At 69.8% G+C, this 19,743-nt stretch carries 13 protein-coding genes and 1 pseudogene; 7 read left to right on the forward strand and 7 right to left on the reverse strand.

The window, feature by feature from the left end; translation table 11 throughout:
- A pseudogene (locus tag SLW56_RS16285) lies at nt 1-263 on the reverse strand (hypothetical protein); the annotation flags it as partial.
- A 165-nt stretch (nt 264-428) separates the two neighbouring features.
- Here SLW56_RS16285 and SLW56_RS16290 point away from each other — a divergent pair.
- Nucleotides 429-632 (forward strand): DUF465 domain-containing protein, encoded by a 204-nt coding sequence (locus SLW56_RS16290; protein WP_017908896.1) that lies wholly within the window; start codon nt 429-431, stop codon nt 630-632.
- Nucleotides 629-1,207, forward strand: coding sequence for a DUF488 domain-containing protein (locus SLW56_RS16295; protein WP_267098896.1), 579 nt, complete (start codon nt 629-631; stop codon nt 1,205-1,207). Before SLW56_RS16290 ends, SLW56_RS16295 begins: the two co-directional genes overlap by 4 nt.
- Before the next feature lie 70 nt (nt 1,208-1,277).
- On the opposite strand, the gene SLW56_RS16300 is transcribed toward SLW56_RS16295, so the two are convergent.
- From SLW56_RS16300 to SLW56_RS16310, 3 genes are all read right to left on the reverse strand, one after another.
- Nucleotides 1,278-2,120 (reverse strand): DUF2884 family protein, encoded by an 843-nt coding sequence (locus tag SLW56_RS16300; RefSeq protein WP_320695197.1) that lies wholly within the window; start codon nt 2,118-2,120, stop codon nt 1,278-1,280.
- A 215-nt stretch (nt 2,121-2,335) separates the two neighbouring features.
- A complete protein-coding gene (gene plsB / locus SLW56_RS16305; protein ID WP_295909573.1) occupies nt 2,336-5,008 on the reverse strand; it encodes a glycerol-3-phosphate 1-O-acyltransferase PlsB in 2,673 nt (890 codons plus the stop codon).
- Nucleotides 5,008-5,946 carry a hypothetical protein gene (locus SLW56_RS16310; RefSeq protein WP_295909571.1) on the reverse strand — a complete coding sequence of 313 codons (939 nt, stop codon included), beginning with the start codon at nt 5,944-5,946 and terminating at the stop codon, nt 5,008-5,010. The genes plsB and SLW56_RS16310 overlap by 1 nt, the downstream gene beginning before the upstream one ends.
- A gap of 378 nt (nt 5,947-6,324) precedes the next feature.
- Here SLW56_RS16310 and SLW56_RS16315 point away from each other — a divergent pair, with 378 nt between their 5' ends.
- From SLW56_RS16315 to SLW56_RS16330, 4 genes are all read left to right on the forward strand, one after another.
- The gene (locus SLW56_RS16315; protein WP_320695166.1) at nt 6,325-9,390 is read left to right on the forward strand and encodes a discoidin domain-containing protein; all 3,066 of its coding nucleotides are present in this window, start codon (nt 6,325-6,327) and stop codon (nt 9,388-9,390) included.
- A gap of 14 nt (nt 9,391-9,404) precedes the next feature.
- Entirely contained in the window at nt 9,405-10,448 is a 1,044-nt protein-coding gene (locus tag SLW56_RS16320) for a LacI family DNA-binding transcriptional regulator (protein WP_295909755.1), read from the forward strand.
- A gap of 90 nt (nt 10,449-10,538) precedes the next feature.
- Nucleotides 10,539-13,568: a TonB-dependent receptor gene (locus SLW56_RS16325; protein WP_295909569.1), complete on the forward strand. Its 3,030-nt coding sequence runs from the start codon at nt 10,539-10,541 to the stop codon at nt 13,566-13,568.
- Between the two features lie 118 nt (nt 13,569-13,686).
- The gene (locus SLW56_RS16330) at nt 13,687-15,204 is read left to right on the forward strand and encodes a tryptophan halogenase family protein (protein ID WP_320695167.1); all 1,518 of its coding nucleotides are present in this window, start codon (nt 13,687-13,689) and stop codon (nt 15,202-15,204) included.
- 187 nt (nt 15,205-15,391) lie between these two features.
- Here SLW56_RS16330 and pyrF read toward each other — a convergent pair whose 3' ends face one another.
- The 3 genes from pyrF to SLW56_RS16345 form a co-directional block, all read right to left on the reverse strand.
- On the reverse strand, nt 15,392-16,126 hold the full coding sequence (pyrF, locus tag SLW56_RS16335; RefSeq protein WP_152238352.1) for an orotidine-5'-phosphate decarboxylase: 735 nt from the start codon (nt 16,124-16,126) through the stop codon (nt 15,392-15,394).
- Nucleotides 16,123-17,037 carry a 5'-nucleotidase, lipoprotein e(P4) family gene (locus SLW56_RS16340; protein ID WP_153751376.1) on the reverse strand — a complete coding sequence of 305 codons (915 nt, stop codon included), beginning with the start codon at nt 17,035-17,037 and terminating at the stop codon, nt 16,123-16,125. The genes pyrF and SLW56_RS16340 overlap by 4 nt, the downstream gene beginning before the upstream one ends.
- 90 nt (nt 17,038-17,127) lie before the next feature.
- Nucleotides 17,128-17,751 (reverse strand): hypothetical protein, encoded by a 624-nt coding sequence (locus SLW56_RS16345; RefSeq protein ID WP_320695168.1) that lies wholly within the window; start codon nt 17,749-17,751, stop codon nt 17,128-17,130.
- A gap of 343 nt (nt 17,752-18,094) precedes the next feature.
- Here SLW56_RS16345 and SLW56_RS16350 point away from each other — a divergent pair, with 343 nt between their 5' ends.
- Nucleotides 18,095-19,735: a ShlB/FhaC/HecB family hemolysin secretion/activation protein gene (locus tag SLW56_RS16350; protein ID WP_320695198.1), complete on the forward strand. Its 1,641-nt coding sequence runs from the start codon at nt 18,095-18,097 to the stop codon at nt 19,733-19,735.
- Nucleotides 19,736-19,743: the final 8 nt, after the last annotated feature.

Below are 19,743 nucleotides of genomic sequence, written 5' to 3' on the forward strand. Positions count from 1 at the left end.
TAGTCGTTGCCGATCGACTGCTTCTTGCCGTCGATCAGCACATTGACCCGGTAGCGGCCGTAGCCGGTCACCCGCACCGGCGTGCCGGCCGGGATCACCCGCTTGCCGTCTTCGGCGTAGTTGCTGTCGCTGATCCAGCTGCCGTCGCTGCGCATGTTGCAGCACAGGAAGCCGGAGAACTTGGCATCGGCCGCCGCGGCCAGCTGCGGCAGGGCCGCCGCCAGGGCGAGGGCGAGAACGAACGGGGAACGGAACGAACGCATGGCTGACTCCTTTCGGCGCGGCGATCCTGCCGCGGGTGGCACGAGGGTGGGAGGGCGCCGCCTCCGCCGCGGCGCCCGCGCGCATTGTGCAGGCTGGCCTGCGCCCGGCATAGCGGCGCGTTGCACGGTGACGGCGGACCGGTGGCCTGTGTATGCTCGAACCTCGTGGACACCCTGACGCCCGCCGAGATCTCCCTGCGCATCGACGCCCTGCGTCGGGAGCACCGCGCGCTCGACGAACAGTTGCAGCGCATCCCGGCCAATCTGGACGACGAGCTGGAAGCCAAGCGGCTGAAGAAGCGCAAGCTGCAACTGAAGGACTGCATCCTGCGCCTGGAACATCTGCTGATCCCCGACGAACCGGCGTGAGCGCGGCGACCTTCTTCAGCGTCGGCCATTCCACGCGCAGCCTGGAGACCTTCCTGCAGATCCTGAAGGGCGCCGGCGTCACCCGGCTCGCCGACGTGCGCGCCTTTCCGTACTCGCGGCGGTTCCCGCAGTTCGACGGCAGCGCGCTGGCACCGGCGCTGGCCGCCGCGGGCATCGCCTACCGGCACTTCCGCGCCCTGGGCGGACGCCGCGGCAGGCAGCCGGGCGTCGATCCGCAGCGCAACGGCCACTGGCGCAGCGTCAGCTTCCACCACTACGCCGACTACGCGCTGGGCGCCGAATTCGCCGAGGCGCTGGCCGAGTTGCAGGCCTTCGGCGAGGACGGCGCGTGCGCGGTCATGTGCGCCGAGGCCTACTGGCGGCAGTGCCACCGCCAGATCGTCTGCGACCACCTGCTGCACCATGGCCATCCGGTGGTGCACCTGATCGATGTCGGCCGCCAGGAGCCGGCCACGCTCAACCCGGCTGCGCGCAGCGACGCGCAGGGGCAGTTGGTCTATCCGCCCGATGCGGCGGCTGCGGGGCCGCGCACCGGAGATCTGTTCGACGCCTGAGCGGTGCTGTCGTCGCCGCAGGCCGCCAGCGCGGCGGCTGCGTCGCCACGCGCCAGCGGCGGCGTCAGGCTCAATGCGTTGGGACCGACGGCACCGTGACCGCATTGCTCCGCGGCGTATCGTCGGTACCGACGAGGGCGGCGGTGCTCTGCTCAGGCGTACCGTCCTCGGAGGTGGTGAGCAGGCGCAACGGCTGGCCGTGGTAACGGTATTCCAGCGCCTGCTGCAGCTGATCCAGCCGCGCCACCCGCGCGCACAGCGCCTGCGCCTTGGTTTCGATGCCCTTGCTGCGCGCATCCAGGCGGGCCTCGAGGGCGGCGTCCATGCGGTTGGCGCGCTTGTCGATGGCATCAGCGCGGCCCGTGACGATCTGCCAGAGCAGGTGGCGGGCGATGCTGCCTGAGAAACTCTCGGCCTGGGTCTGCACGTAGCGCTCGAAATTGCTGTCGAACGCGGTCTGGTCCCAGCGTCCCCTGCCGAGCGTGCCGTCGACGTATGCGTTGGCCTGCGTGCGTAGCCGCTCGATCTTGCGCGCATTGCCCGCATTGCCGGTCAGCACTTCGACGACGACGCCGAGCACGTCGTAACTGAGGTCGACCGTTTCGTGCGAGAGATCCGTCACCTCCGGCATCAGCGCGCGGGTCTCGCGCTCCATGTCCAGCAATCGCTGCGCATCCGCTGCGCCGATCTGCTGCACCTGGTGATCCACGCTCAGTTCGCCGGCATGGAAGAAGATCTCGCGCGGCCCGTCGCCATCGCTGCGGGTCAGCCAGATGCCGCCAGTGTCGGCGAGCACGTTGAACGGCGTGCTCAGGCCGCACTGGCGCGAGGACACCTGCGGCCGGTGGTCGTGCTTGCCAGCGTCGTCGCCTTGGTCGGCCCACGCGGGCCCGCTGGAGGCGGCAAGCAGCAACAGAGCGAAAAGAGGAGCTGTGCGCATCGCCGGAACCCGCAGCAGGGAGTTTGGAGCATGCTCGGGCCGCGCAGGCCCATGGTCGCGTGTCGGAAGTCACTGTGCCGCGGCGTCAACCGCCGCGCCGCAGTGATACCAGGGCGCCCTTCTGTTTGGCGCGTCGCCACGCGCCAGGATCTCACCGCATCACGACGGCAAGTGCTGCGACTGTCGCCTCAATCCTGCGGAACCGGCGGCTCCTCCACCTTGGCCGCTTCCGGGCTGACCCGTTCGATGGTGTGGCGCAGTTCGCGGCCAAGGATGAACTTCGCGTCCTTCGCCCACGCATCCAGCCGTTCGTCGAACACCAGCTTGCTGTTCTCGTCCGGCCACACCAGCTTCAGTTCGCGCAGTTTCTGGATGAAGCCGCGGAACAGGGTCTTGTCGAAGAACTCCGGCGCCGCCGGTGCGTACAGCAGGCTCAGACGTTGCGCGGCCTGCTGGCACAGGCTCTCCAGTTCGCCGGCGCCGAGCTTGCCCGGGCCGTTCTTCACCAGGACCGAGATGGCGATGTAATAGCGCTCGAACGCCTGTTGCAGCGAGTGGCCGATGGCGCGCAGGCGGAACACCTCGTCGGTCTGGCCAGTGTTGCGCGCCAGCACGCTGCCGTCGTCCTCGGCGAGCTGCAGCAGCAGGCCTTCGCGCACGAACACCTCGATGGTGCGTTCGATGCGCTCGGCGAACTGGTCCTCGCTCCACGGCAGGAACAGTTCCGCCTGCAGGAACGGGTACACGGTGCGGCCCAGTCGCAGCAGGCCGGCGCGGCTCATGCGGCGGTTGTTCTGGAAACAGCACGCCACCCACGAGGAGGCGGTGAACAGGTGCAGCACGTTGTTGCGGAAGTAGCTCAGCAGCACCGCGTTGTCGCCGTTGACGCTAAGCACGTCGCCGAGCGGATGCGGCGTGCGGGTGAGCACGTTGATCTCTTCGGCGTGGGCGATGATGCGCTCGGGCGAATGCGGGGTCACCGTGACCCGGTCCGAGTACGGCAGTTCCGCCAGCAGCTTCTTGCACAGTTCGATCTGCGCGATCAGGTCGGCCTCGCCCATGGCGTGCTTGGGCGTGGACAACAGCGCCAGCGCCAGCAGGTTGACCGGGTTGACGTCGGCGGCGGCGTTGATGTGCACCTGGATCTGCTGCGCCAGCGCATCGACGGTGCCGTTCAACCAGGCCGGTTTCTCGTCCTCGCCCAGCGGCTGGCCGTCCCATTCCGGCGCGCGCTGCGCCAGCACCTGGCTCAACGGAATCGGCTCGCCGAAGTTCACCACCACCTGGCCGTAGTTCTGCTTGAGCACCTTGGGGATGCCCCACAGCAGCGCCCAGATCGATTCCTTCTCCTTGGGCCGGCCGCTGAGTTCGTCGAGGTAGCTGTTGCCCTCCATCAGCTTCTCGTAGCCGACGTAGATCGGCTGGAACAGCACCGGCTTGCGCGGCTGGCGCAGGAACGCGCGCAGGGTCATCGCGATCATGCCGCCCTTGGGCTGCAGCAGGCGGCCGGTGCGCGAGCGTCCGCCTTCGACGAAGTACTCGATCGAGTAGCCGCCGGCGACCAGTTGCGCCACGTACTCGCTGAGCACCGCCGAGTACAGCGCGTTGCCCTTGATCGAGCGGCGGATGAAGAACGCGCCGCCCTTGCGCAGCAGGGTGCCGACCACCGGCAGGTTGAGGTTGATGCCGGCCACGATGTGCGGCGGCACGATGCCGCGTTCGTACAGCAGGTAGGACAGCAGCAGGTAGTCCATGTGGCTGCGGTGGCTGGGCACGTAGATCACTTCGTGCCCGGGCGCGGCGTCCTTGAGCTTGTCCAGGTGGTGGACCAGCACGCCGGCGTAGATGCGGTTCCACACGTGGGTCAGCAGGAAGCTGGCCGAGCGCACCACCGGGCTGGAATAGTCGGCGGCGATCTCCCAGGCGTAGGCGTGCGCCTTGCGCCAGGCGTCCACCGGCTTGCTGTTGTCGCGCTTGGCCTGCGCGGCGATGGCCTCGCGCACCGGCTCGGCGGCCAGCACCTGGTCCACCAGCAGGCGCCGGGTCGACAGGTCGGGGCCGATCACCGCCTCGCGGATGCGCCGGAAGTGGGTGCGCAGCACGCGCTGCAGCTTGCGCACGGTGCGCTCGGGCGGCAGCCCTTCCTCCACCGTCTGCCGCATCGACACCGGTGGGGCGAAGCGTACGATGGTGCTGCGGCCGTTGAGCAGCACGCCGAGCAGGCGCCGGAAGCTGCCCACCAGCGCCCAGTTTTCCGAGAACAGCACGGCGAACCAGCCGCTCTGCTTGTCCGGGGCGCGGCCGACGAAGATCGACACCGGCACCAAGTGGATGTCCAGCTCCGGGCGCTCGCGGTGCGCCTGCAGCAGCTTGGCCAGCGAATCGGAGTGGGTCTTGGCGCCGCGCTGCTCCGGCAGCAGCGCGTGGTTGCTGCTGCGCCGGGACAGCGCCAGGTAGGCGCGCTTGCGGCCCAGCGGGTCGCCGGGCAGCGGCACCAGCGGCGAGGGCAGGCCGGATTCGCGGCAGGCCTTGTCCAGGATCAGCGCGTTGGACAGGCCGTAGTCCTCCAGCACGTACACCACCGGGCGGCCGTCGTTGTACTGGCCCGGCTCGGCCGGTTCGATCTTCAGGCCCAGCCAGGGGTCGGCCAGGCGCCCGAGCAGGCGCGCCCACAGCGGCCCCTTGGCCTGGCGCGCGGCGGGTGCGGCCACGGGCAGGGTGGAAGGGACGACGGTCGAAGAGGGCGCGGCGCCGGGGTCGGCGGGGGGCGCGTCGGCGGGCGCACGTGCCGCGTCGGCCGCGCGTGCGGCCGCGGCGTCGTCGGGGAACGGGAGGGGATTCTGTTCTGGCATCTGGGCCATTATCGCTTAGCCGGCGGGACGGGGTCGGCGGCGGGTGCCGCGGCCGCGGTGGCGGTGCCGGCGCTGGCCGCCAGCAGCGCATCCACCTCGCTGAGGGTGTCGCGCAGGTACCAGTGCCCGTCGCGGCGCACCAGCACCGCGGTGGTGTCGATCTGTTCGCCGTCCAGCGGGTACTGGATGCGCACCACCGCCTGGTCGCCCTGCTGGTTGACCAGGCCGGTGCGCAGCGCGCCGGCGCTGGCATCCAGGTCCAGGCCGTAGTCGGCCAGCACCGCCTTGAGGTCGGCCACGAACGGGCCCAGCCGGCGCAGGCTCTCGTCCATGCCCAGGGTGCGCAGGTCGGCATCGTTGCGCACGCCGGTGCGGCGCGCGCCCGCGCACAGCCGCGCGAGCGCCGCCTGGGCGCGTTTGCGCTCGGACAACGGCGCGCGCGCGGCCCAGGCGCTCAGCGCCTGCACCAGTTGCACGTAGTGGCCGCGCTGTTCGGGCGTGTAGTGGCCCTGGTTGCGCAGGAACTGCACGCCGAACAGGCCCAGCGAGTGCGCCGCCTGCTTCAGGCTCGCCGCCTGGCCGCCGAACTGCGCGTCGAAGGCGCGCTGCAGCTGGCGCTCGGCGTCCGGCGCGGCGAGGGTGTCGAGCACCTCGGGCAGGCGTTCGGCCAGCGGCAGCTCGGTCAGCGGCCAGCGGCTGCGGTCCTCGCTCCAGGCCTGTTGCAGGCGCTGGTACTGGGCCGGCGGCACCGCGGCGCGGGCGTAACCGAGCAGGTCGTTGCGCTGCAGCGCGTGCGCCAGCGTGCGCACCGCGGCGGCCGGCTCGGCGCTGGCGCCGGGCAGTTCGGCGGGCGTGCGCTTGCATCCGCCCACGGCCAGGGCGAGCATCGCCAACAGCAGGACGCACAGCGCGCGCGAGGAGATGACCCGGGTCGGGCAGGACGACATACGATGCGGGCTCGTTCCCCAAAACGTCCCGCATCTTGCTGGGCGCGGGCGATTCCGGCAAGCCGGGCGGGGCGGCGGTGCGGGGACGACCGGCAGGCAGCCAGGGGGCTGGGCTTGTCGCGGCGGGACATTTCATGACCCGGCGTTGGGCTGTCGGGACAGGCATGTCGGCATATGGCCAGATGTGCCAGTGGATTGCGGATGTTGCAACGCATCATGTAACCGCTTGCAGTTGCTGCTAACGTCCGCCCACCTCGATTGAGGCGGTGCTGGCCGGGGGACCCAGTGCGATATTCGTCAGAGATCATCCGAGTGCTCGGTCACGGTGGCGCGCGCCGCTGCGCCTGGGTGTTGTCCGCAGTCCTGTACGGACTTGCGATGACGGCCCCGGTGCAGGCGCAGGACGGCCGCCTGCCGCCGCGTGCGCAATGGCAGGCGTCCAGTTCCTCCAAGCAGGTCAAGGCGCAGGCGATCGGCTATCTGATCGACGGCGACGCTAGCACCCGCACCGCCGGCGCCTTCAGTCCCGGCCACTGGTTCCAGATCGACCTGGGCCGCGCCGCGCAGGTCGGCGGCGTGCGCCTGCAATGGGACACCTCCAATCCGGAAGGCTTCCTGCTGCAGACCTCGCGCGATGGCCAGCGCTGGGACACGGTGTACACGATGGCCGATTCGCTGGGCGGCACCGAGACCGTGTTCTTCGCGCCGCATCTGGCCCGCTACCTGCGCCTGGCTGCGCCCGCGCGCAGCGCCGACTGGGGCGTGTCGATCTACGAGATGCAGCCGCTGGGCGCCGACGCTGCGCAATTGCGTGGCGTGTCCGCAGCCGACGCTGCGGCGCTGTGGCAGGGCGGTGCCGCGGTGGCGATGCCGGGCAAGGGCGCGCAGGCGCGGCAACTGGATATCGCCTTCCCGCGCGCGTTCGACAGCGCCGGCCTGATCGTCGAGTTCGCCGGCGCGCATGGCGCGGCGCAGTTGCAGGCGCAGGACGCCGCGGGCCGCTGGCGGACGCTGGCCGACGATCCGCAGGCCGGCGACAGCGACAGCGCCTACCTGGCCGGCACGGCGCCGCTGCCGGTGCGCGCGCTGCGCCTGCGCGTGGACGCCGCGCCCGGTGGCGTCGCGCCGACCCTGGCGCGCCTGCGCCTGCTGGGGCCGAAGGCGGTGATGACGCCGATGAAGCGCTACCAGGTCGCCGCGCAGCGCGGCGCCACGCGCGCGCTGTTCCCGGCCTCGCTGCACATGCAGCAGACCTACTGGACCGCGGTCGGCATCCACGCCGGCCGGCAGAAATCGATCTTCGACGAGTACGGCAACCTGGAGGCGTGGAAGGGCGCGCCGCTGGTGCAGCCGCTGTGGCGCGACGCCTCCGGCACCGCCGCCGGCGCCGACGGCCATGCGCTCACCCACGCCTTGCGCGACGGTTGGAAGCCGATGCCGTCGGTGCGCTGGTCGCCGCAGCCGGGGCTGGAACTGCGCAGCGAGACCTTCGCGATCGAACGCGACGGCCAGCCGGTGACGCTGCTGCGCCATCGCCTGCGCAACACCGGCACCACCCCGGTCAGCGGCACCCTGTCGCTGCTGGTGCGGCCGATGCAGATGAATCCGCCGTGGCAGAACGGCGGCCTGTCGCCGATCCACGACGTCGCCGTCGACGGCAACGTCGTGCAGGTCGACGGCCGCGCGCTGCTGACCTCGCTGAGCGCGCCCAGCGGCGGCGGCGCCGAAGCGTTCGGCGCGAACGGCGCCACCGAGATCACCCGCCACGTCGCCGCCGGCACGCTGCCGGCGCAGCGCCAGGCCCGCGACGCCGACGGCTTGGCCGCGGCGATGCTGAACTACACGGTGCGCCTGGTGCCGGGTGCGCAACAGGACGTGGTGCTGGCGTTTCCGCTGGGCACCGCAAGCGCCGACGCCCAGGGCCGCCTGCCGCCGGCGCCGCCGCTGGACCGCGACGCCCTGCTCGCCGCCGGCCGCGGCGATGCGGGCCGCAGCTTCGACGCGCTGGCCGAGCAGGTTTCCGCGGACTGGCAGCAGCGCCTGGGCAACGTCGGCCTGCGCCTGCCCGACGCCAGCCTGGTGGACATGCTGCGCGCGCAGGCCGCGTACATGCTGATCAACCAGACCGGCCCGGCGATGCAGCCGGGGCCGCGCAACTACAACCGCTCCTTCATCCGCGACGGTATGGCCACCTCGGCGATCCTGCTGCGGATGGGCCAGGAGCAGGTCGCGCGCGACTACCTGCAGTGGTACAGCGACCACGCGGTGCACCCGAACGGGCTGGTCTCGCCGATCCTCAACGACGACGGCAGCGTCAACGATGGCTTCGGCTCGGACCTGGAGTACGACAGCCAGGGCGAGTACATCACCCTGGTCGCCGACGTCGCGCGGCTGGACGGCGGCCCGGAAAGCGTGCGCGCCTACCTGCCGAAGGTGAAGCTGGCCATGCAGTTCCTGCAGGAACTGCGCGAGCGCACCCTGGTGCCGGGCTACATGGCCGAGCAGCCGGCGCCGGAACGCTTCCGCGGCATCCTCGCCCCGTCGATCAGTCACGAAGGCTATTCCAGCCCCACCCACAGCTACTGGGACGACTACTGGGCGCTGAAGGGCTGGCACGACGGCGCCTGGCTGGCCGAATCGCTGGGCGATGCCGCCACCGCCGCCTGGGCGCGCGAACAGTACGCGGCGCTGCGCAGCTCGCTGGCCGCGTCCATCCGCGCCACCATGGCGTGGAAGGGCGCGGACTACATTCCCGCTGCGGCCGACCTGGGCGACGGCGATCCGACCAGCGTCTCGATCGCGCTGGATCCCACCGGCCAGCAGGACCTGCTGCCGGAGGCGGCGCTGCGCACCACCTTCGCGCGCTATCTGGAAGACGTGCGCCAGCGCAAGCAACCGAATGCGCTGTGGGCCTACACCCCGTACGAGATGCGCAACGTGCTGACCTACGTGCATCTGGACCAGCCGCAGGTGGCCGACGAACTGCTGCAGGACCTGCTGCGCGACCGCCGCCCGTTCGAATGGCAGGTGCTGGCCGAGGTGGTGCAGTCGCGGCTGCGCTTCCCGCGCTACCTGGGCGACATGCCGCACACCTGGATCGGCGCCGAGTACGCGCGCACCCTGTTCGGCATGCTCATGCACGAGGGCGACGACGCGCTGGTGCTGCTGCCCGGCGTGCCGCCGGCCTGGCTCGCCGACGATGGCCTGGCCGTGCAGCGCCTGCCCACCGCCTACGGCACGCTCGGCCTGCGCGCGCGCCAGCGCGACGGGCGGCTGCGCGTCGAACTCGACAGCGGCCTGCGCGCCGGCACCGCCGTGCGCGTGGTCTGGCCGACGCGCACGCGGCCGGCGCAGGTGCGCGTGGACGGCCGCCGGATCGACCACTACGACGCCGGCGGCGTGACCCTGTCCAAGCCGTTCCGGACCCTGGAGGCACGCTGGTGAGCCCGCCCCCCGTCATGGCGCCGGACCAGCGCGCCAACATCACCATCAAGGACGTGGCGCGCCTGGCCAACGTCTCGGTGGCCACCGTGTCGCGCACCATGAACGGCCATCAGCACGTGGCCGAGTCGGTGCGCGCGCGCGTGCTGGAAGCCGCGCGCACCCTGCACTACGTGCCGCACCACGCCGCGCGCAGCCTGAGCAGCCGCCGCACCCACACCATCGGCGTGGTGCTGCCGGACCTGCACGGCGAGTTCTTCTCCGAACTGATCCGCGGCATCGACACGGTGGCGCGCGAGCGCGGCCTGCACCTGCTGGTGTCCAGCTACCACGGCGAGCCGGAACAGCAGCGGCTGGCGGTGCGGCGCATGCCCGGACGCGTCGACGGACTGCTGATCATGTCGCCGTCCCTGGCCAGCGATGCCGAGGATCCGGCCGACATGCTGCCCGGCACGCTGCCGGCGGTGCTGATGAACTGCGCCGAGCGCATCGGCGAAGCGCAGGTGCTCAACGTCGACAACTACGGCGGCGCGCGTACGATGACCCGCCACCTGCTGGACGTGGGCCACCGCCGCATCGCCTTCATCGCCGGGCCGGACGACAACTTCGATGCGCGCGAACGCCTGCGCGGCTACCGCCATGAACTGCGCGAGCGCTGCCCGCAGCAGGCGCCGCTGGTGCTGCCCGGCGCCTTCGACGAGGCCTCCGGCTACCGCGCCGGCGAAGCCCTGCTGCAGGGGCAGCGGCCGGACGTGGTGTTCGCCGCCAACGACATGATGGCGCTGGGCTGCCTGTTCGCCTTCACCCATGCGGGGCTGCGCGTGCCCGAAGACATCGCCCTGGCCGGCTTCGACGACGTGCCGATGGCACGCTACGTGCATCCGGCCCTGACGACCATGCGCGTGGACATCGCCGGCTTCGGCGCCCGCGCCATGCAACTGCTGCTCGGTGCGCTGGAGCCGCATGCCGCTCCGGGGGCGTCGGCGGCAGCGGCCAATGCGATCGCTCCGCAACTGATCGTTCGTGCTTCCAGTGCCCAGCGAGGGACCGCCATGGACTGACACCGACGCATGCAGCACCGATGTCGTTTTTTGCACCACCTAGAAGAACACAACAATGATCCCGTTGACCGCCCTGGGAGGGCTTTAGTCATGAAGAAATCGCGTTCCGCCTCCAACCTGCCCGCACGCAGCCTGCTGTGCTGCGCGCTGGCCACCTGCCTGTTCGCCACGATGCCGGCGATGGCCCAGTCCAGCAGCGCGACCCTGCGCGGCCAGGTCGCCGCCGCCCAGGCCGGCACCGAAGTCACCGTCACCAACGTCGCCACCGGCTCGGTGCGTCGCGCGCCGATCGCCGCCAACGGCAACTACACCGTGGTCGGCCTGCCGCCGGGCACCTACAAGGTCGAGGCCAACGGCGTCACCAAGACGGTGACCCTGCAGGTCGCGTCCTCGTCCACCGTCGATCTCGACGCCGGTACCACCGCCGCTGGCGGCAACGCGACCACCCTGGACACCGTCACCGTCAGCGCGCCGCTGCTGAAGGACGTCAAGACCTCGGAAGTGGGCAACGTGGTGTCGCTGCACCAGATCCAGCAGCTGCCGCAGGCCACCCGCAACTTCCTGGAGTTCGCCGACACCGTGCCGGGCATGGTGTTCCAGATCGACGGCAACGGAAACACCAAGCTGCGCGGCGGTGCGTCCAATGCCAGCGCCGGCAACCTGTACATCGACGGCGTCGGTCAGAAGAGCTACGTCAAGGGCGGCGGCATCGCCGGCCAGAGCGACACCCAGGGCAACCCGTTCCCGCAGTTGGCGATCGGCGAGTACAAGGTGATCACCTCCAACTACAAGGCGGAGTACGGCCAGATCAGCGGCGCGGCGATCACCGCGGCCACCAAGTCCGGCACCAACGAGTTCCACGGCGAAGCCTTCTACCGTTACACCGACCAGGATCTGCGCGACAAGCGTCCCGACGAAGCGAACGGCAAGATCGATTCGCAGACCAAGGAATACGGCTTCGCCCTGGGCGGCCCGATCATCCAGGACCGCATGCACTTCTTCGTCGCCTACGAAGGCAAGGAGAACGTGGTGCCGAAGAGCGTGCAGGCGGACAACACGGCGCAGCCGTACGTGGGCCTGCTGCCGTCCAACCTGTCGAGCCAGTTCGGTGCGGCCAACATGCCGTTCACCGAAGACCTGTACTTCGGCAAGATCGATTTCGAACCGACCGATCGCGATCGCATCGAACTGAGCGGCCAGTACCGCGACGAGACCCAGACCGGCAACGTCGGCGGCACCAGCACGCCGGAACACGGCACCAACAAGATCAACAAGGACAAGCGCGCCAACATCCGTTGGCAGCACAGCGCCGACAACTGGTTCAACGAGTTGATCGTCGGTACCGAGGACTCGGAGAACAACCCGAATCCGAAGAGCATCGGCAACGGCGTCGTCTACAAGTATCTGGCGCCCCGCGCCGGCTCCACCGATGTAGACGAATACACCTTCCTGGAAACCGGCTCCGCCGGCGGTCTGAACGTGCAGCGCAAGAGCCAGAAGGGCTGGTTCCTGCAGAACGACCTGACCTTCACCAGCTTCCAGTGGCATGGCGAGCACACCATCAAGATGGGCGTCAGCTACAAGGACATCAAGCTGACCTCGCAGGATGCCGCTGCGCTCAACCCGCAGTTCAGCTATGCGGTCAACAACAACGGCGTCGCCGCCACGCCGTATCGCGTGGACTACGTTGCGCCGTACAACACCCCCGGCCAGAAGGCCACGGTGGAGTCGCCGTCCAAGCAGTACGGCATCTACATCCAGGACGACTGGGCGGCGACCGACAAGCTGATGATCAACGTCGGCGTGCGTTGGGACTACGAGGACAGCCCGGCCTACACCGACTTCGTCACCTCGCAGGCCTTCGTCAACGCGCTGTACTCCAACGATCCGGCCAACCCGGGCCAGCCCTGGGCCAACCGCCTGCTGCCCAGCGGCATCAATGTCGCCGACTACATCAGCACCGGTCGCAACCGCAAGAACTTCAAGGATGGCTGGGCACCGCGCCTGGGCTTCTCCTACGACTTCTTCGGCGACGAGAGCTCGGTGCTGCACGGTGGCGCCGGCCGCTCCTACGATCGCAACCTGTTCGAACAGCTGGCGCTGGAAACCAGCAAGGCCGCGCTGTCGCCGGTCGCGGTGTACTTCCAGAACCCGGCTACCGGCCAGTGCTACCGTGGCGACCGCGTCTGCACCGCGTGGGATCCGCGCTACCTCAATGGCGTTGACCAGTTGAACACCATCCCCGGCGTCAGTGGCAGCGCCGAACTGTTCATGTTCAACAACCACCTGAAGACGCCGTACAGCGACCAGTACAGCATCGGCATCACCAACCAGGTCGGCGACTGGCAGACCGACGTGACCTTCCAGCGCGTGCTCAGCTACGACGGCTTCGCCATGTCGCTGATCAACCGCTACCCGGATGGTTCCTACTTCCAGAACGGCAGCGCCCCGTGGGGCCAGCCGGTGCCGGGCTACCAGAACACGATCCTGGGCATGAATGGCCTGGAGCAGCGCAGCAGCCAGGTGCTGCTGTCGGCCGACAAGCCGTACACCAAGGAATCGGGCTGGGGTCTGACCCTGTCGTACACCCACACCAGCGCGCGTCAGAACCGCAACATCGACGAGCCGTACGCGTTCGACAAGGCGACCATCCACGACTATCCGTTCGTGAAGTCCGATGCCGTGTCGGCGCACCGCTTCGTCGCCTCCGGCTCGATCGACGGCCCGTGGGGCCTGACCTTCGGTGCCAAGGTGGTGCTGGCCACGCCGGAGCCGATCAACACCATCGCGTGCTATGGCAAGACCGATCCCGATGGCGCGACCTGCCAGCAGGTGGCGGCGGTGCCGCCGGGCAGCGGCAAGTTCCTGGTCGGCGGCAAGATCTGGGGCTACCGCACGGTCGACTTCCAGGCGACCAAGGACTTCACCGTGTACAACGACTTCAAGTTGACGGCGCGCGTGAACCTGCTCAACGCCTTCAACTTCAAGAACTACGCGTCGTACTCGTACAACGATTTCGGCTCCAATGGCCGTTTCGATCCGAACATCACCATCAACAAGACCGGCGACATCATGTACGTGCCGCGGACGGTGACCTTCGAGATCGGCGCCAAGTTCTGATCCACCGTATGACCCACGCGCGTGCCCGACCGGCGCGCGTGGGGTTTCAACGGACGGGGCCGCGTGGCCCCGTCCGCGTTTGCGGTCGCCTCTTTTTCCGGTACAGGACCCTGCACGCATGATCGCCGCCCCTCTTCGCAACCTGGTCATCGTCGGCGGCGGCACCGCTGGCTGGATGGCCGCTGCCGCGCTGGCGCGTGTGCTGGGCCCCGACTACCGCATCACCTTGATCGAGTCCGAGCAGCTCGGCATCGTCGGCGTCGGCGAGGCCACCGTGCCGCACATCAAGGCCTTCAACAATCTGCTCGGCATCAACGAGGCCGAGTTCGTGCGCCATACCCAGGGCAGTTTCAAGCTCGGCATCGAGTTCGCCGACTGGCAACGCCCGGGCACGTCCTACGTGCACGGCTTCGGCACCGAGATCGGGCATCCGCTCGGGCTGCTGCCGTTCCAGCAGTACTGGTTCAAGCAGGCGCTGGCCGGCAAGGCCAGGCCGCTGGGCGCCTATACGCTCAACACCGTCGCCGCCAAGCGCGACCGGTTCATGACCTCGGCCACGGATGTGCCGCCGAACTCGCCGCTGGCCAACATCGCCTACGCCTACCACTTCGATGCGGCGTTGTACGCGGGCTTCCTGCGCCGCTACGCCGAACAGCGCGGGGTGACCCGGCGCGAGGGCATCGTCGAGGAGGTGCAGCTGCATCCGGAATCGGGCGACGTGCTTTCGGTACGGCTTGCATCGGGCGAGGCGATCGCCGGCGACCTGTTCATCGACTGCTCCGGCTTCCGCGGCCTGCTGATCGAGCAGGCGCTGCACACCGGCTACCACGATTTCAGCCACTGGTTGCCGTGCGACCGTGCACTGGCGGTGCCCTGCGCCAAGGTCGGCCCGCCCACGCCGTACACCCGCGCCACCGCGCGCGCGGCCGGCTGGCAGTGGCGCATCCCGCTGCAGCACCGCACCGGCAACGGCTACGTGTACTGCAGTGCGCACATCAGCGACGACGAGGCCGCGGCCACGCTGCTGGCGAACCTCGACGGCCCGGCGCTGGCCGATCCGCGGCCGCTTCGCTTCGTCACCGGCCGCCGCAAGCAGGTGTGGAACCGCAACGTGGTCGCGCTGGGCCTGGCCAGCGGCTTCATGGAGCCGCTGGAATCGACCAGCATCCACCTGGTCCAGTCCGGCATCTCCAAGCTGCTGGAGCTGTTCCCGCGCGAGGGCATCAGCCCGGTACTGGTGCGGCGCTACAACGAGCGCATCGCCTTCGAGTTCGACCGCATCCGCGACTTCCTGCTGCTGCACTACCACGCCACCGAGCGCGACGACAGCGCGTTCTGGCGGCACTGCCGCAGCATGCCGATCACCCCGGAACTGCAGGAGACGCTGGCGCTGTTCCGCGACAGCGGCCGCTTCTACCGCAACGGCGAGGAAATGTTCGCCGAGATCAGCTGGGTGCAGGTGATGGTCGGGCAGGGCATCCTGCCGCGCGCCTACCATCCGCTGGTGGACCAGGTGCCGCAGGCCGATCTGGAGCGCTTCATGGCCAGCGTCGAGCAGACCATCGGCCATTGCGCCGACGCGATGCCGCCGCACCAGGCCTTCATCGACCGCTATTGCGCGGCGAAGCCTGTGTAAGCACGGCCCGCGCCGCGCGGGCACAAAAAAAAAGGCCACGCGCACCAGGCGCGGGCCTCTTCAAATCCGACCGAAGCCGGAGAACGGTATGGCACATCTCCGGCAGAGCCGGACGCTGGGCATGCTACCGGCACGCCGAAGCTAAAGCAATGCTTTAGAAGTTGCCTTCTAAGTCATTGATCTGAAATCAACTGACAGCGCCGCCGGCCAACGTCAGCGCGATCTCCCGCTGGATCGCCTCGGCGGCAGCACGCGGATCGGCCGCCTGGCGGATCGGCCGGCCGACCACGATCGCATCGGCGCCGTCGGCGAAGGCCTGGGCCACGCCGACGGTGCGCTGCTGGTCGTCGCCGACCGGGCCGCCCGGGCGGATGCCGGGGCAGACGATGGAGAAGCCGGCGCCGGTGGCGCGGCGGATCGGCGCCGCTTCCTGGCCGGACGCGATCACGCCGTCGATGCCGGCCGCCTGCGCGGCCAGCGCGCGCTCCACCACCACGTCTTCCGGCGCGCGGTCGATGCCCATCGATGCCAGGTCGGCGCGGCCCATCGAGGTCAGCACGGTCACCGCCAGCAGGCGCATGTCGCTGCCGTTGGCCTCGGCCGCGGCCTGCATCATCGGCGGGTGCCAGCCGTGGATGGTGCAGTAGTCCACCGGCCACTGCGACAGCCGCCGGATCACCCCGCCCACCGTGGCCGGGATGTCGAAGAACTTCAGGTCCACGAACACCCGCTTGCCGCGCCCGGCCAGCGTGTCCAGCACGTCGAAGTATTCGCCCGAGGCCAGCAGTTCCATGCCGATCTTGTAGAACGCCACCGCATCGCCGAGCCGCTCGATCCACTCCAGCGCCTCGCTGCGCCCGGGCACGTCGAGGGCGAAGATCAGGCGCTCGTGCGGCGCCAGCGCCAGCGGCGCGCGACTCACTGCGCCAGCTCCAGCGCCTGCACCTTGGCCTGGTGGCGTGCGGCGCGCGACTGGGTGAAGTCGTTGTTGAACAGCGCCGGCTCCCAGGAGCCGTAGCTGGGGTTGGGCAGCATCCACCAGCGCTCGCCGAACCAGTCGTGGTACTGCTGCAGCAACTGCGCGCGGCCTTCCGGGGTATTGGCCACCACCTGCGCGAAGTCGCCGAGCTGGTCGCCGAACTGCATCAGCACGCGGTACTGCTGGCCGACCAGCTTGCGCCGGCAGTTCTTCTCCGAGCCGTTCTGCTCGCAGTCCTTGACCACCGTGCCCAGGCCCAGCAGCACGCTGTTGTCGGCCACCGGCAGGCCGGCGCTGCGCAGGTTGGCCAGGGTCGCGTCGGTCAGGTGCACCGCGCGGTTGGTCACGTACAGCACGGTGATGCCCTTGGCGTCGGCCGTCTTGGCGAAATCGACCACGCCGGGAATCGGCTTGGCCTTCTTCTCGGCGACCCACTGGTCCCAGGTGACCTCGTCGTATTCCTTGCCGTTGCGGATCAGCCGCGCCTGGTACGGCGAGTTGTCCAGCACGGTTTCGTCCACGTCCATCACCACCGCTGGCTTCAACCCGGCGGCGGCGTTGCCGCGCTCCTCCGGCACCAGCGCGTCCCAGTTCGGCTCCTTCAGCGCCGCATCCAGGCGGTCGGCGGCGGCGCGATAGGTCTGCTCGGCCAGGGCCTGGTATTCGGCCGAGCGCTGCATCCACAGCACAGCGTTGAGATTGTCGTCGGCCGCACCCGGCGTGGCAGCTGCGGGCGTGGCGGCAGCTGCAGGGGCGGCCGGCTTGGCGGCTGGGTCGGCGACCTGCGCCTGCGGCTTGCAGGCGGACAGGGCGAGCACGGCGCAGGCCAGTGCGGTGCGGGCGATCGGCGTCATCGGGCGTGGGAACCTGGGCAAATGAACCGCGGATTTTAGCCGGTTGCGATGACAGGCGCGGCGCGCGGTGGCGCAGGCGGGCTGCCGCGCTCAGGGCGCGAACGTCAGTCCGTGCAGGTCCGGGGCGAGCACCGCCTCGATGGGGTCGGCATCGTCGTGGCCGGCATAGGCGCTGAAGCGGATGCGCAGGCGGTCGTCGCGGACCGTGTAGGGCGTCAGGTCGTCGAGGTCGGGCGCGTCCAGATCGATGTTGTCCAGGCAACTGGACACCGGCACCCGCGCCAGGATCGACGGCGTGCCGTGCAGATCGACCACGGTCAGCGCCATCTCCGCACCGGTGCCGCAGTAGCCGTGTCCATCCCCGGGCGAGGAACGGCGCACCGACAGGTACAGCAGGCGGTCGCGCGCCAGATACGGCTGCAACCGGGTCGGCAGCAGGCGGATGGCGCGTTCGGCGCCGATCCGCTCCGGTGCGTAGGCGCGCGGAATGGTCTCCAGCACGGCGGGTGTGCGTCCGGGCAGCTGGAGCACCACACGGCCCGCGCGATAGGCCAGATGCAGCAGGCCGCGGCGTGGATCGCAGACGTCGGTATCGGACGGCACGGCCGATGCCGCGCGGCAGTCCGTCGGTGTCGGCGTCGCGGCGCTGGGGGCGGGCACGGCGCCGGGCGCAGCGGGCGAGGCCAGGGCCAGCAGGAGGAGGAGCGGCAGCATGCGAGCCCTTCGAGGTGTGAGCCAAGAGTGTGGCAGCCGCCGTGGATCGCGCGCCAGTTGTGACGTGCGTCCTTTGCGAAGGTGACGAAATTCTCGCAAGCGCCTGTTTTGCAGGGGATTTACCGACAGCGTGTCGGGAGCCTCCCGATGCCGCCGCACTGTGGTTTCCACCACACTTCCAAGTATGGAAAACCGTGCGACGCGGCGCCTGGTGCGCTGCGACACGATCGCGCCTGCACCGCAGGCAAACGCGGGAAGCGTCACAGGGGACGTCGCAGTGGATCGCCGGAGAAAAGGAGCTTCTCGCATTGTGCTGGCCGCATGCCTGCTTGCCAGCGTGCCCATGGCGCAGGCGCAGGAACCGCCGAGCACGCTCGATCGCCAGGAACAGCTGCGCCAGGCCGAGCAGGTCCAGCGCCAGCAGGAGCAGGACCGGCAGGCGCCGTTCGTCGGCCCGCGCGAGGCCGAAGCGCCGGCGGACATGCGCAGCACCGTCTTGCCGACCGAAGCGCTGTGCTTCCCGATCCAGCGCGTCCGCCTCAGCGGCGCCGGTCCCGACGCGGCGCGCTTTTCCTGGCTGTGGCAGTCGCTGCGCCGCTACGAAGGCCGCTGCATCGGCACGGCCGGCATCGACCTGATCCGCCGCCGCGCGCTGGACCAACTGGTCGCGCGCGGCTTCGTCACCACTCGCATCGGCGTGCCGGCGCAGGACCTGTCCCGCGGCGAACTGCGCTTCGAATTGCTGCCCGGGCGCCTGCGCCAGGTGCGCGTGCAGTCGGCGGACGGCCGTGTGTTCTGGCGCGGCGCGCTGCCGCTGCGGCCGGGCGACGTGCTCGACCTGCGCGCGATCGAGCAGGGCGTGGAGCAGTTCAAGCGGGTGCCGTCGCAGGACGCCAAGATCGACATCGCCCCGGGCGAGCAGCCGGGCGAGTCGGACCTGCTGATCACCGTGCAGCGCAGCAAGCGCTGGCGCGCGGTGTTCAACGCCGACGATTCGGGCGTGCAGGCGACCGGCCGCTACCAGGGCGGCGTCGATTTCGCCCTGGATGCGCCGCTGGGCATCAACGACCTGCTTTCGATCGGCTACAACCACGACCTGGTGGACGACGGCGCCGCGCGCGGCACCCGCGGCAACAGCCTGTCCTACAGCGTGCCGTGGGGCTGGTGGACCTTGTCGTTGTCGCTGTCGTCGTATCGCTACCACCAGCAGGTGGACGGCTTCCGCCAGAGCTTCCAGTCCAGCGGCAGTTCCGACAGCGCGCAACTGGATCTGCAGCGGGTGATCCACCGCACCGGCACCAGCAAGACCACGCTGGGCATGGTGGTGGCTAAGCGCGCCGCACGCAGCTATCTGGACGGTGTGGAGATCGGCATCCAGCGCCGCCACACCACCAGCGCCGAGCTCTACCTCAGCCATCGCCATTACCTGGGCAAGCTGCAGCTGGACACGCGCCTGGGCCACCGCCGCGGCACGCCGTGGTTCGACGGGCAGTGGACCGGCTACGACCCCGCAGTGGGCTTCCCCGGCTACCGCTACGGCGTCACGACGCTGGATGTCAGCGCCGGCCTGCCGTTCGCGCTGGGCCCGGTGGCGATGAGCTGGGACAGCAGCCTGCATGCGCAGACCTCGCCGCACCTGCTGCTGGGTTCGGAATTCATCACCCTGGGCGGGCGCTACAGCGTGCGCGGCTTCGACGGCGAACGCACCCTCGGCGCCGAGCGCGGCGCGTACTGGCGCAACAGCCTCAACCTGCCGGTGCAGCGCCTGGGCATCACCCCGTACCTGGGCGTGGATGCCGGCCGCATCGCCGGGCCCAGCGCCGCCGGCCTGGCCGGGCGCAGCCTGGTCGGCGGTTTTGTCGGCGTGCGCGGCGCGCACGGCGGGCTCAGTTGGGATGGCTTCGCCGGCTGGGACCTGCACGCGCCGCGCGACTTCCACAGTGCGCAGCCGGCCTACGGCGTGCGCCTGATCTACCAGTTCTGACACGTCCT

It is taken from the genome of Xanthomonas sp. LF07-6, assembly GCF_034105445.1.
Lineage (GTDB): Bacteria > Pseudomonadota > Gammaproteobacteria > Xanthomonadales > Xanthomonadaceae > Xanthomonas_A > Xanthomonas_A sontii.